Genomic DNA, 12,951 nt, shown 5'->3' on the forward strand with positions numbered 1-12,951 from the left:
GCGGAGAACCTGAACCCGCAATTACCCTCTTGTTAGATTGTCGACAATCTGCTTGTGTAGCTTTTGGTCTCCTGGAGCACCGAATGGCGAAGCTGGATTTCAGTCCGATCGCGGATACGACACGCCGGGCCGAGATCGTGGCGCTGCTCCGGCGCGCGATCCTGACCGGCCAGTTAGAGCCAGGACAAAAACTCAACGAACTCAGGATTTCCGAGCAGATGCGGGTGAGTCGTGCGCCGCTGCGTGAGGCGACGCGCGAGCTGGTGCAGGAAGGCATCCTGACCAGCATCCCCTACGCCGGAACCTTCGTCATCGACGTTACCGCCAAGGACATCGACGATGCCTATTCGCTCAACAAGGTGCTGGACGAATTCGCCATCGAGCGGACCTGGCCGCTTCGCGACCAGCGCTTCTTCGACGAGATCGACCGGCGGCATGCGGCGGTGAAGCAGGCGACGCGCGAGTTGGACACGACGCGGCAGATCGAAACGGCGCTGCAACTGCATGGACTGATCCACGAATGGGCCGACAACTCGGTGCTGCTGGAAACCTGGCAGCGGCTGGCCAGCCGGCTGCAGATGTATTTTGCGCTGCACCAGCGGGCCCGCAACGAGCCGGTGCCTGCCGAAGACGCTCACGAAACCTATGTGCAGTTGCTCCAGGGCAGCGACATGCGCGCTGCCCAGCGCCACGCCAAGGAGCATATCGATTTGGATTTCGAGGAACTGCTCGCCTATGCGCGCGGGCTGGAAGAGCGCGGCTCAAAGGGCGCCGGTGCCGATCGTAGCGGCCGGCCCGAAGGCGGTTGAAACCGACAAGTTTGGCGGGTCATCCCGGAACATAGGCAACGGACAGAAAACGTGCAGATCAAAACCATCAAAGCCTACCATGTCGTGCAGCCCTTCGTTGACGGGCCTTATCGTATGTCCAAGGGGCGCGTCGCCGATGCGTTCGACGCGGTGATCGTCGCCGTCATCGCAGATAGCGGGCTCACCGGCTGGGGCGAGATGGCGCCGCTCGGCAATTTTTATTCACCGGCGTTCGCCGCCGGCACGCGCGCCGGCGTCGTCGAGATCGCGCCGCATCTCATGGGCCATGACCCACGCGGGCTTGCCGGGATCAACAGGCTCATGGATACGGTGTTCAAGGGCCATCCCTACGTCAAGTCGGCGCTCGACATGGCATGCTCCGATCTCGCGGCGCGCGCCGCCGACGTGCCGCTGGTTACGTTGCTTGGCGGACGCGAGAGCGAGACGGCCGAACTCTACAAGGTCGTCACCCATGGCACGGTCGACGCGATGGCTGCACTTGCCAAGCGCATCGTCAAAGACGGCTTTCATCGACTGCAGGTCAAGGTCGGCGGCAACGTCCATGACGACATCGAACGCGTCACAGCCGTCGCCGCCGCGGTGCCGAAGGGCACCGTCATCTTCTGCGACGCCAATGCCGGCTGGACGCCTTACCAGGCACGCCAGTTCGTGGATGCGACGCGCACCATCGACTACACGTTCGAACAGCCCTGCACGACGATCGACGAATGCATGTCGGTGCGCCGCTCGCTTGACAAACCGATGGTGCTCGACGAATCCGTCGCCTCGCTGGACGACATGCTCGACATCCACCGCAAGCGCGCTGCCGACGGGCTGACGCTGAAGATCTCGCGGCTCGGAGGAGTGACCAAAACGCGCCAAATCCGCGACCTCGCCGTCGATCTCGGCTTCATGATCACCGTCGAGGACACTGGCGGCGCCGAGATCGACACATCGGCCATGGCGCATCTGTCGCTGTCGACGCCCGAGGAGCGCCGGCTGCACGCCATCGCCTTCCACGAATGGGTGACGGTGCGCACCGCATCCAATATGCCGCCGGTCTCGGGCAGCCGCATGGGCATTCCGGACGGGCCGGGACTTGGCATCGATGTCGTTCCCGACCTGCTCGGCGCGCCCTTCTTCGAGATCGGCAGCTGAGGTAGAGACCGCGCCACCTCAAGGCAACGTCGAGCAACCCGCATCGGTCGGCGCCGTCCGGCTACCTGCAGAGGTCGTGCCCTGACCGGCAGCTGACCCCAAGCGATCGGCCATTCCAGAGCGGGAATGTCCCAATTGCAGGTTGAAATATTTTTCATTTGGAAATAGGAATGTTCAAAACGTTGATTTGGACGCTGCGGCGCGTCAAGAACTGGAGGAAGCGACATGTCCCATCCGCAATTTGCAGCGGAACTTCTGCAGCGCGCTGAACAGCAGGGGCCGATCACCATCGGGCTTGCCGGCGCCGGTCAGATGGGCACCGACATCGTCGTCCAGGTGGCACTGATGCCGGGCATGCGGATCGGCGCTATTTCCGAGGTCAGGCCGCAGGCAGCGATCGACGCGGCGCTGCTCGCTGGCCACGACCGTTCCGACATCGTCCAGGCCGGCAATGCGGCGGCGATCGACCGCGCCATCGAGGCCGGCAAGATTGCGGTGACCGAAGATTTGCACGCGCTGGCGGCGGCCGGCCGGATCGACGTCATCATCGACGCGACGGGCAATCCCAATATCGGCACGCTCTTCGCGCTGGAAGTGATGAAGAACGGCAAGCACATCGTCATGCTCAATGTCGAGGCCGACATCACGATCGGCCGCTTCCTCAAGGACGAGGCACGCAAGGCCGGCGTCGTCTATACCGGTGCCGCCGGCGACGAGCCGGCCTGCACGCTGGAGATCATCGGCTTTGCCAAAAGCCTCGGCTTCAACATCATCGCCGCCGGCAAGGGCAAGAACAATCCGCTGAAGATCGACGCCATGCCGGCCGATTACGAGAAAGAAGCGGCCGAGCGCAACATGAATGCGCGCATGCTGGTCGAATTCGTCGACGGCTCGAAGACGGCCATCGAAATGGTGGCGATCGCCAATGCCACCGGCCTGGTGCCCGACGTGCCGGGCATGCACGGCCCAACCGCAACGCTGGAGGAACTCGCCAGCGTGCTCTGCCCGCGCGAGGATGGCGGCGTGCTGCATCGCAAGGGCGTGGTCGATTATTCGATCGGCAAGGGCGTGGCGCCCGGCGTGTTCTGCATCATCGAGACCCAGCATCCGCGCGTGCTGGAGCGCATGATCGACCTCAAGGTCGGCAAAGGCCCCTATTTCACGATCTTCCGGCCCTATCATCTGACCAGCCTGGAAGTGCCGCTGTCGGCGGCGCGCGCCGTCGTCTACAAACGGGCCGACATGGAGCCGCTCGACCGTCCGGTCGCCGAGGCGGTGGCGGTTGCCAAGAGCGATCTTGGCGTCGGCCAGTCGCTCGGCATGATCGGCGAGAACGACTATCGCGGCTTCGCCATGACATGGGAAGATGCACGCGCCCGGGGCGCGCTGCCGCTCGGCCTTGCCGAACGGGCCAAGGTGGTCAAGCCGCTCAAGATCGGCGATTTCCTGACCTATGAAAATTGTGTACCCGACGATTCGATGGTGATAACCCAGATCCGCCGTCGTCTCGATCAGTCGGACGGACGGTTCGCTACCAACGCGGCTTGACCCCGCCGGATCTCCGCCTGATGGACGATATCGTAATCGGGATCGACGCCTCGACCACGGCCGTGAAGGCGATTGCCTTCACCCGCGACGGCGAGGAGCTGTTCCAGGCGCGCGAGACTTATCCGCTTTCAAATCCGAAGCCCAGCCATTTCGAGCAGGACGCCGAACATTGGTGGACGGCGCTGCTTGGCGCATTGAAGCAGGTCACTGAGGCGGTCGGCGCTTTCCGCGTGGCGGCGATCTCCATTGCCCACCAGCGCGAGACCTTCACGCTGGTCGACAGCGCCGGCAAACCACTTATTCCGGCGATCCTGTGGCTGGACGAACGCGCCCGGCCGCAGGTTATCAGGCTTTCGGCCGAACTCGGCCGCGAGGCGATCCGCGACTGGAGCGGCAAGCCGCCGGACCCGACGCCGGCGCTCTATGCCATCGCCTGGCTTGCCGAACACCAGCCTCAGGTGCTTCACCAGGCAGCGGCACTGGTCGACGTGCACGGTTTCTTCGTCCAGCGGCTGACCGGGCGATTGGTCACCAGCACCGCAAGTGCGGATCCGCTCGGGCTCCTCGACGTCGAGAGAGGTACCTGGCATCCCCGCCTCGTTGCGGCCGCCGGACTGCAGATGGAGCAATTGCCCGACCTGGTCGCGCCGGGCGCAATTTGCGGCGGGCTTTCCGCAACCGCGGCGCAACTGACCGGCCTGAGGGCCGGCACGCCGGTCGTTGCCGGCGCTGGGGACGGCCAGGCGATGGGCCTCGGCATGGGCGTCTACGGCGAAGGCAAGAGCTATCTCTCGCTCGGCTCCGGCGTGGTCAGCGGCTGCTATTCCGGCAAGGTGAAAACCTCGGACGCCTTTCGCACGCTGGTCTCGCCGACCGGTTCCGGTTTCATGCTGGAGACAGTGCTGCGTTCGGGCATGCAACTGGTCGACTGGATTGTCCGCACGACCGGTTCGCCGTCGGCGGCAGCACTGGAGAAAGCGGCGCTGGAGGTTGCCGCTGGCAGCGAGGGCCTGCTCGTCATGCCCTATTGGGCCGGCGTCATGAGCCCCTATTGGGATGGTGCCGCGCGTGGCGCCATTGTCGGCCTGTCGCTCGACCACCGGCCGGAGCATCTTTTCCGCGCTGTCCTGGAAGGCATCGCCTTCGAGCAGGCCGTTGCCACCGAGGCCATGGAAGCCCAGGCCGGCGGACAGGCGGCGATGATTGCCGCCGGCGGCGGCACCAATTGCGTACTCCTCATGCAGATCATGGCAAGCGTGCTCGAGCGGCCGATCTCGGTTTCGCCGGTCAACGAAGCCGCCGCACTCGGCGCCGCCATGCTGGCGGCCGCCGCGGTCGGCTGGTTTGCCTCGCCGGAAGCCGCCGCAAAGGCAATGGCTGCCGCTCCCACCATGCATGTCGACCCGGTCGATGGACTTGTTGCCGGCTATCGCGGCCGCAAGGCAATCTACCGCGATCTCTATCAAGCGACGCGCGATATCCACGTGCGGCTGAGTGCTCTCAACGCGACTAGCGGTTGAGCAGCCCCTTTGCCGCATCCTCGTCGGTGATCAGAACCGATACCTTGGTGTTGGCGAGTGCTGCCCGCATGATGGCAATCTTTTCCTGCCCTCCCGACACCAGGATGATGCTCGGGATATCCGACAGATCCTGCAGCGGATAGGCACAGACGCGGCGGTTCACCTCGTGGTCGACCGGGCGGCCCTCGGCGTCGATGAAATGACACAGAATATCGCCGACGGCGCCGGCCGCCTGCAGTTCCTCGAGTTCGCTTGGCTTGATGAAGCCGTAATTGGCGATCGGGCTGTCGTTGGAAAACGAGCCGACGCTGAGCACGGCAATGTTTGCCCGGCGTGCACGGAAGACAACGTCCTGAACGCTGCGCTGGCTCATGAACGCGTCGCGCTGTTCCGGCCGGTCGGCATAGACCGGCACCGGCAGCAGGAAGCACTCCGCACCGATCTTCTCGGCGAAATCCCAGGCGCTTTCTGTCGGGTTGAGCGGCTGTGCATGGGTCAGGCCGCCAAGCATCGAAACCACCGTGGTCCTGGCGATAGGCCGCCTTGGCAACTCATTGATGGCGAATTTCAGCGTCCGCCCCCAGCCCAGCGCAATGACATCGCCGGCATTCACATGGTCGGCCAGATAGGCGGCGGCGGCGTGGCCGATCATCAGCGGTGCGTTGCTTCGGTCGGCAGCCGACGGCACCACAACAGCCTGGCTGAGCCCGAACCTCTGCTTGAGGCTTTCCTCCAAAACCACGCATTCGACGACGCTGTCGCGGATGCGAAACTGGACGACACCCTCTTCGCGGGCGGCTGAGAGAATGCGATGTACCTTGATGCGGCCGACGCCAAGAATTTCGGAAATCCGCTCCTGTGTAAGACCCTCGACATAATAGTGCCAGGCGGCGCGGGCCTTGAGTTCGGCGTCGGGAAAGCGCGAGGCTCTTTCGTTCTCTACGATCGTCATCTGTTTGCCTTGCCGCAGCCGCCGGCTCTGCTCATGATATTCCAATCCGGCGACTTCGAAATGCCCAAGATTTCCGAGACCTTGCGTAAGGCAAACCGGCGGACAGCGCAAACCGTCGTCGAATGAAACGGCAGGCCTTGACAATTTTCCGACGAACAGTTTAGCTGAACAAAATTGCATGTTAAAGATAAATTGTTCACATGGAGGGGCCTGGTGAACAAAGTGGCCCGGTGATGCAGCGCCGGATTGCTGTGGAGGAGACGAAGTGGCTGTGAGCAACGACGCAAGCGAGTTGAAAGCAGGCTCTGGTACGCAGGCCACGACGGGCGCAAAGTTTTCGGCTGTCTTTGCCGGAACCATGGGCCCGCTGATCGGGCTGGTCCTGCTGTGCCTGGCGCTCTCGCTGACCACCGATACGTTCCTGACCATCCGCAACATCCTCAACGTGCTCGACCAGGTTACCGTACTCGGCATCATGGCGATCGGCATGACGCTGGTCATCCTGATCGGCGGCATCGACCTGTCCGTTGGCTCGGTGCTGGCGCTGGCTTCCATGGTGATGGGCTTCGTCGCCCATCCGGACTATCTCAATCTCGGCCTGCCGGCCGGCATCGCCGCAGCCCTCGTCGTCGCCGGCCTTTGCGGGCTGGTTTCGGGCCTGCTGGTGACGGTCACCAAGCTGCCGCCCTTCATCGCCACGCTGGCCACGATGTCGGTGGCGCGCGGTCTCGCCAATATGATCACCGACGGCTCGCAGATCGTCGGCTTTCCCGACTGGTTCACCAGCCTGTCGATCATCCGCCATTTCGGCTTCCTGTCGGTCACCGTCGGGCTGATGATCGTGCTTGCCGTCATTTTCGCGATCTTCCTGAATTATCGCGCCACCGGCCGCAGCCTCTACGCAATCGGCGGCAGCGCCGAAGTCGCCCGGCTGTCCGGCATACCGGTCAAGTCGCTGACAAACTGGGTCTATACGATCTGCGCCGTGCTGGCCGGTCTCGCCGGCATCGTGCTTGCCGCCCGGCTCGATTCCGTCCAGCCGAGCTCCGGCCTTGGCTACGAGCTCGACACCATCGCGGCGGCGGTTATCGGCGGCGCCAGCCTGTCGGGCGGCGTCGGTTCGATCGGCGGCACAGCCATCGGCGTCCTCATCATCGGCGTGCTGCGCAACGGACTGAACCTGCTCGGTGTCTCGCCCTTCATCCAGCAAGTGGTTATCGGCGTGGTGATCGCGCTGGCGGTGGCCACCGACACCTGGCGGCGCAGAGCACAATGAAAAATGGGGCACAATGAAGAATTGGGCTCAATGAGATTCACCCGGATATTCGGGCGAAAACGGATCGGTGATCCGAAACTGGGAGTTGTTCGGCCACGGGGCGCCGCGATGCGCGGGCAGGACAGATTGAACATCAACGGAGGAATAACATGCTGACTAAACGTTCATTGCTGCTTGCCGCCGCGGCCATCATCCCGCTGCTTAGCCTGTCCGACATGGCCTCGGCCAAGGAAGCCAAGAAGCTCGGCCTCGCCGTCGCCAATCTGCAGGCCGACTTCTTCAACCAGATCAAGCAGTCCGTCGAAGCCTACGGCAAGGAAAAGGGCATCGAGGTCGTCACCGTCGACGCTAAGGGCGATTCGGCGACCCAGGTCAGCCAGGTGCAGGATCTGATCACGCAGAATATCGATGCGCTGATCTACATTCCGGCCGGCGCCACCGCCGCCACCGTGCCGACCAAGACGGCCAAGGCTGCCAGCATCCCAGTCATTAATGTCGACCGCAACGCCGACGGCGCGCCCGGCGACACCTTCATCGCCACCAATAGCGTGGCATCGGCGAAAGCGGTTTGCGACTACATCGCCAAGCAGGCCGGCGGCAAGGGCGAGCTGATCATCATCCACGGCCAGAAGGGTACGACGCCCGAGGTCGATCGCTCGAAGGGCTGCGGCGAAGCGCTGAAGGGCTATCCCGACATCAAGGTCGTCGGCGAATTGTGGAGCGAAGGCTGGCACCAGGACGAAGGTTTCAAGCTGACGCAGGATCTGTTGCAGTCGCATCCCGACGTGTCGATCGTCATCGGCCAGGCCGATGCGCTGGCGCTCGGTGCGGCGCAGGCGGTCAAGGTCGCCAATCCCGGCCACAAGGTCTGGGTTGCCGGCTTCGACGGCGACGTGGCGGCGCTCAAGGCGCTGAAGGACGGCGTCTTCGACGTGACGGCGACGCAGCAGACCCAGGGCATGGGCCGGCTTGCCGTCGATGCGGCAATCAAGCTGGTGGCCGGCGAGACCATTCCCGCAGAACAGCTGCAGGATGCGACGCTGACCACCAAGGACAATGTCGAGCAGTTCATCGCCAAGCATCCCTGATTTAGACCAGTCCGGCAGTCGACGAGCGCAACAATGTCCACCGAACCTCGCCACACGCACAGCCCCAATCTGGGTCTCGTCGTCAGCGGCCTCTGCAAAAGCTACGGACCGGTGCAGGTCCTGGCCGATGCGAGCTTCGAGGTGCGGCCGGGCGAGGTCGTGGCGCTGCTTGGCGAAAACGGCGCCGGCAAGTCCACCGTCTCGAACATCATCGCCGGGTCGACCAAGCCCGATGCCGGCACCATCACCTGGCGGGGAAACGCTTATTCCCCCGCCAATCCTGCCGCGGCGATCGACGCCGGCATCGGCATGATCCACCAGGAGCTGAAGCTGCTGCCGGATCTGTCGGTCGCCGAAAACGTCTATGTCGGGCGCCTGCCGATGCGCGGCGGCCGCATCGACCGCGCGGCAATGAATGCACGGGCATCAGCCCAGTTGAAGCGCCTCGGGCTCGATGTCTCGCCCGAGCGCAAGGTGCGCACGCTGCGTATCGCCGCCCAGCAGCAGGTCGAGATTGCCAAGGCGCTGACGCTCAATGCCGAGCTGCTGATCTTCGATGAACCGACGGCCGCCCTTGGCGGCGAGGAAACGGAGCTCCTGTTCCAGCAAATCCGCAAGCTCAAGGCGGAAGGCATGTCCTTCATCTATATCAGCCACCGGCTGGACGAAATCGCCCAAATCGCCGACCGTGTGGTGGTGATGCGCGACGGGCGCATCGTCGCGCGGCACGAGCGCGCCGATATTCCGGTGCGCACTGTCGTCGAGCAGATGGTCGGCCGCAGCGTCGAGCGGATGTTCCCGACTTTGTCGGCGCCCCGCAATGACACGCTGCTCGAGGTCGAGAACCTGTCCTCGCCGGAACGCAGCTTTCAAAATGTCAGCTTTTCAGTGCGGGCCGGCGAAATCCTCGGCATTGCCGGGCTGATCGGCGCCGGCCGCACGGAGCTGGTGAGGGCGATCGCCGGCGCCGACCCGATCTCATCCGGCTCGGTGCGCGTCGCCGGCAAGCCGGTGCATCTCAATGGGCCGGCGGCGGCGATCAAGGCCGGCGTCGTGCTGGTGCCGGAAGACCGCAAGGCGCAAGGCGTGGTGCTCGACCAGACGATCGGCGAGAATCTGGCGATCGGCAATTTCGACCATGTCGCGCCGAATGGCTGGGTGTTCCCGAAGGCGGTGCAGAAATTCGCCGAGGCCGGTATTCGCCGGCTCGGCGTCAAAGGCCGGCCGAACCAGGCGGTCAGCAAGCTTTCAGGCGGCAACCAGCAGAAGGTGATCATTGCCAAATGGGTGTCGCGCCCGCCCAAGGTGTTTATCCTGGACGAGCCGACGCGCGGCATCGACGTCGGTGCCCGCGCCGCGATCTACGATGTCATCGCCGACCTTGCCCGTTCCGGCATGGCGGTGGTGGTGGTGAGTTCCGACCTCGAGGAAGTGCTCGGCCTGTCGCATCGCGTGCTCGTGCTGAGCCGCGGCCGTCAGCGCGGCATTCTCGACCGCAGTGATGCGAGCAATGTCGCCGTCATGGAACTCGCCACGAGCTAGGACAGCCCATCGAAACAAAGCGCAGCAGGTGGTATCCTCCCGGGCACCAGACCGCGCGGGGCGCCAGCAACAGAGTTGGCGCCCCTTTATTTCCGGAGGACGGCGGTTGGAGGAGAGGGACCGACGATGAAACTATTCGATCTTCATGGTGACGTGGCACTTGTGACAGGCGCCGGCAGCGGCATCGGGCAAGCAATCGCCATCGGCCTGGCCGAGGCCGGCGCCGACATAGCTTGCTTTGGCCACGCCTCCAAAGGCGGGCTGGAGGAGACCGCACACCAGATCACAGCACTCGGCCGCAAGACACTGGTGCTGACTGGAACGGTGACCTCAGAGGCCGATCTGGCGGCTGCGATCGAGCGTACCGAGGCTGAGCTCGGCGCGCTGACGGTCGCCGTCAACAATGCCGGAATCGCCGGAGCTGAGCCGGCAGAGACGCTGTCGCTGGAAAAGTGGCAGAAGCTCTACGACGTCAATGTCAGCGGCGTGTTCCTGTCCTGCCAGGCCGAGGCCCGTGTCATGCTGACGCGGCGCAAGGGCTCGATCATCAACATCGCCTCGATGTCGGGCTCGATTGTCAACCGCGGCCTGACCCAGGCGCATTACAACTCGTCGAAGGCCGCGGTCATCCACATGTCGAAGAGCCTCGCCATGGAATGGGCCGATCGCGGTCTGCGCGTCAACGTCGTCAGCCCCGGCTACACGCTGACGCCGATGAACAAGCGGCCGGAGGTCGCCGACCAGGTCAGGATCTTTGAGCGCGACACGCCGATGGGCCGCATGGCGGCGCCGGAAGAGATGGTCGGCCCGACCGTGTTCCTGGCCAGCCGCGCCGCGAGTTTCGTCACCGGCATCGACCTGATCGTCGATGGCGGCTTCGTCTGCTGGTAGGAGAAAAAATGCAGAAGCGATTCCAGGGAAAAACGGCGGTCATCACCGGCGCGAGCGGCGGGATTGGCGCGGCAATGGCCAGGCGCTTCGCGGCGGAAGGTGCTGCGGTCGTCGTCAGCGCCATCGACGCGCGCGTCGAAGAGGTTGCCGCCGATCTGAAGACTGCGGGCGCCAGGGTCGCGTGGATGCGCATGGACGTGACCAAAAAGGAAGAGGTCGTCGCGCTTTACGACCTGGCCGAGCAACAGTTCGGCCGCGTCGACATCTCCGTGCAGAACGCGGGTGTCATCACCATCGCCAGGATCGAGGCGATGACCGAGGCAGAATGGGACAAGGTGATGGCGGTCAACACCAAGGGCGTGTTCCTGTGCTGCCAGGAGGCGATCGCGCGCATCCGCAAGCATGGCGATGGCGGCCGGCTGATCAACACCGCATCCGGCCAGGCGCGGCAGGGCTTTATCTACACGCCGCATTATGCCGCCTCGAAATTCGGCGTCGTCGGCATCACCCAGAGCCTCGCCAAGGAAGTGGCGAAGGAGAAGATCACCGTCAACGCGATCTGCCCCGGCATCATCGACACCGATATGTGGGCCTATAACGATGCCGCATGGGGCAAGTTGATGGGCGACTACAAGCCCGGCGAGCTGATGGCCGAATGGGTGGAGAACATCCCGATGGGCCGCGCCGGCAGCGGCGAGGACGTCTCCGGCCTGGTCAGCTTTCTCGCCAGCGACGATGCGGCCTACATCACCGGGCAGACCATCAATGTCGATGGCGGCCTGATCATGTCGTGAGATACGACACAGGCCAACGTTCCATCCGCCGGATCTGAAAGCCGCTTCGCTGCATTCAGGCTGCTCGGCCGGCCCGCGCCAATCCATGTTCCACGAGCCGGTCGATGATTTCGGAATAGCTGACGCCGCTTGCCGCCATTGCCTTGGAGTACATGCTGATATCGGTGAAGCCGGGGATGGTGTTGATTTCATTGACCAAGAATTGCATGTCCGGTCTCAGGAAAAAGTCTATACGCGCCATCCCGTCACAGCCGACGGCTCTGAAAGCCCTTGCAGCCACATCCCGCATGCTTGCCTCGACCTCGGGCGGCAGTTCGGCCGGCACTTTTAGCGCCGCGCCTTTCTCGTCGATGTATTTGGCATCGTAGCTGTAGAAACCGTGGCTTTCCGCCGGCACGATCTCGCCTGGCCGCGAGACGAACAGGTCGCCTGCCGGGTCCTCCAACACGCTACATTCGATCTCGCGCCCATGAACGAATTCCTCGGCCAACAGCTTGCAATCGTGCTGGAAGGCTTCAGCAAGCGCCCCATCGAATTCCTGGCTGGCATTGATCTTTCCGACGCCGACAGACGATCCCTGACGCGCAGGTTTGATGAAGAACGGCAGGCCGAGTTCGCTTTCTAGTATGGCGAGGGCAGGCGCCGCACCTTCATGAATCGTCACTGAGCGCGCGATTGGCAGACCCGCCGCTTTCAGGAGCCGCTTGGTGATATCCTTGTCCAGTGCGGTTGCTGAACCCAGGATGCCGCAGCCGGCGAGCGGCACCAGAGCCACCTCGGCCACCCCCTGTACCGAGCCGTCTTCGCCATGGGGGCCGTGCAGGACGGGAAGCAGGATGTCGATCGTTGGCAGATCATAGGGCGTGCCGTCGGCCGGGATCGCCATCATCCGTCCGCGCCCACCCGGAAGCAGGCAAACTTCCGTGCCGCCTGCAGGTTTCGCCAGCTTACCATCCTCAAAACTGCTCAGCAGCCACTGTCCTTCGCGCGTGACGAAGATTGGGACGGCATCGTATTTGGCAGGCAGCAGCGCACGCATGACATTGGTTGCGGAAAGCACCGAAACGTCATGTTCGGCGGAACGTCCGCCAAAGAGCACGGCAATGCGCAGTCTGTTTAAGGAAGAGGTCATGCAAGCCTCGGAGATGATCTGGTGTTGAAAGGGTCAGAAGCCGACGGCAATACCGCGGTTGGCGCTGAAGTAAGGCGCTTTGGTCTGCTGCATTGTGTCGATGTCCTGTCGTCGCGGCTGGTACCCGATGACTGGCAACCTTGGCTTTTTTCGAGCCGATCTACGGGTCCATGTAAAAAGACGGCCGTGAAATTGGCGCAGGCGTTATTCGTTGCGCGACGTGAACGTTGGTATATATAAT

At 63.6% G+C, this 12,951-nt stretch carries 11 protein-coding genes; 9 read left to right on the top strand and 2 right to left on the bottom strand.

Annotation, left to right across the window (positions count from 1 at the left end):
• Positions 1-83 precede the first annotated feature (83 nt).
• The 4 genes from NKH89_RS05725 (at position 84) to NKH89_RS05740 (ending at position 5,035) form a co-directional block, all read left to right on the top strand.
• On the top strand, positions 84-809 hold the full coding sequence (locus NKH89_RS05725; RefSeq protein WP_352908476.1) for a GntR family transcriptional regulator: 726 nt from the start codon (positions 84-86) through the stop codon (positions 807-809).
• Positions 810-860: 51 nt separating this feature from the next.
• Positions 861-1,967: a mandelate racemase/muconate lactonizing enzyme family protein gene (locus NKH89_RS05730; RefSeq protein ID WP_352484096.1), complete on the top strand. Its 1,107-nt coding sequence runs from the start codon at positions 861-863 to the stop codon at positions 1,965-1,967.
• 225 nt (positions 1,968-2,192) lie between these two features.
• Positions 2,193-3,515, top strand: coding sequence for an NAD(P)H-dependent oxidoreductase (locus NKH89_RS05735; RefSeq protein WP_023716797.1), 1,323 nt, complete (start codon positions 2,193-2,195; stop codon positions 3,513-3,515).
• Positions 3,516-3,535: 20 nt separating this feature from the next.
• Positions 3,536-5,035 (top strand): xylulokinase, encoded by a 1,500-nt coding sequence (locus tag NKH89_RS05740; protein WP_023716796.1) that lies wholly within the window; start codon positions 3,536-3,538, stop codon positions 5,033-5,035.
• Here NKH89_RS05740 and NKH89_RS05745 read toward each other — a convergent pair.
• The gene (locus tag NKH89_RS05745) at positions 5,025-5,987 is read right to left on the bottom strand and encodes a sugar-binding transcriptional regulator (RefSeq protein ID WP_031193335.1); all 963 of its coding nucleotides are present in this window, start codon (positions 5,985-5,987) and stop codon (positions 5,025-5,027) included. The two genes, NKH89_RS05740 and NKH89_RS05745, sit on opposite strands and share 11 nt — an antisense overlap.
• Before the next feature lie 292 nt (positions 5,988-6,279).
• On the opposite strand from NKH89_RS05745, the gene NKH89_RS05750 reads away from it, so the two are divergent.
• The 5 genes from NKH89_RS05750 to NKH89_RS05770 all read left to right on the top strand — a co-directional run bounded on the left by NKH89_RS05750 (position 6,280) and on the right by NKH89_RS05770 (position 11,578).
• Positions 6,280-7,263, top strand: coding sequence for an ABC transporter permease (locus NKH89_RS05750; protein ID WP_502896874.1), 984 nt, complete (start codon positions 6,280-6,282; stop codon positions 7,261-7,263).
• A 149-nt stretch (positions 7,264-7,412) separates the two neighbouring features.
• Positions 7,413-8,351: a sugar ABC transporter substrate-binding protein gene (locus NKH89_RS05755; protein WP_352484098.1), complete on the top strand. Its 939-nt coding sequence runs from the start codon at positions 7,413-7,415 to the stop codon at positions 8,349-8,351.
• Positions 8,352-8,384: 33 nt separating this feature from the next.
• Positions 8,385-9,893 carry a sugar ABC transporter ATP-binding protein gene (locus tag NKH89_RS05760; RefSeq protein WP_023716792.1) on the top strand — a complete coding sequence of 503 codons (1,509 nt, stop codon included), beginning with the start codon at positions 8,385-8,387 and terminating at the stop codon, positions 9,891-9,893.
• 126 nt (positions 9,894-10,019) lie between these two features.
• Positions 10,020-10,784 (top strand): SDR family oxidoreductase, encoded by a 765-nt coding sequence (locus NKH89_RS05765; RefSeq protein WP_352845925.1) that lies wholly within the window; start codon positions 10,020-10,022, stop codon positions 10,782-10,784.
• An 8-nt stretch (positions 10,785-10,792) separates the two neighbouring features.
• On the top strand, positions 10,793-11,578 hold the full coding sequence (locus tag NKH89_RS05770) for a glucose 1-dehydrogenase (protein ID WP_352908478.1): 786 nt from the start codon (positions 10,793-10,795) through the stop codon (positions 11,576-11,578).
• Between the two features lie 55 nt (positions 11,579-11,633).
• Here NKH89_RS05770 and NKH89_RS05775 read toward each other — a convergent pair whose 3' ends face one another.
• The gene (locus NKH89_RS05775; protein WP_352908479.1) at positions 11,634-12,710 is read right to left on the bottom strand and encodes a D-alanine--D-alanine ligase family protein; all 1,077 of its coding nucleotides are present in this window, start codon (positions 12,708-12,710) and stop codon (positions 11,634-11,636) included.
• Positions 12,711-12,951: the final 241 nt, after the last annotated feature.

Source organism: Mesorhizobium sp. M0923, assembly GCF_040319365.1.
In the GTDB taxonomy this organism is placed as follows: domain Bacteria; phylum Pseudomonadota; class Alphaproteobacteria; order Rhizobiales; family Rhizobiaceae; genus Mesorhizobium.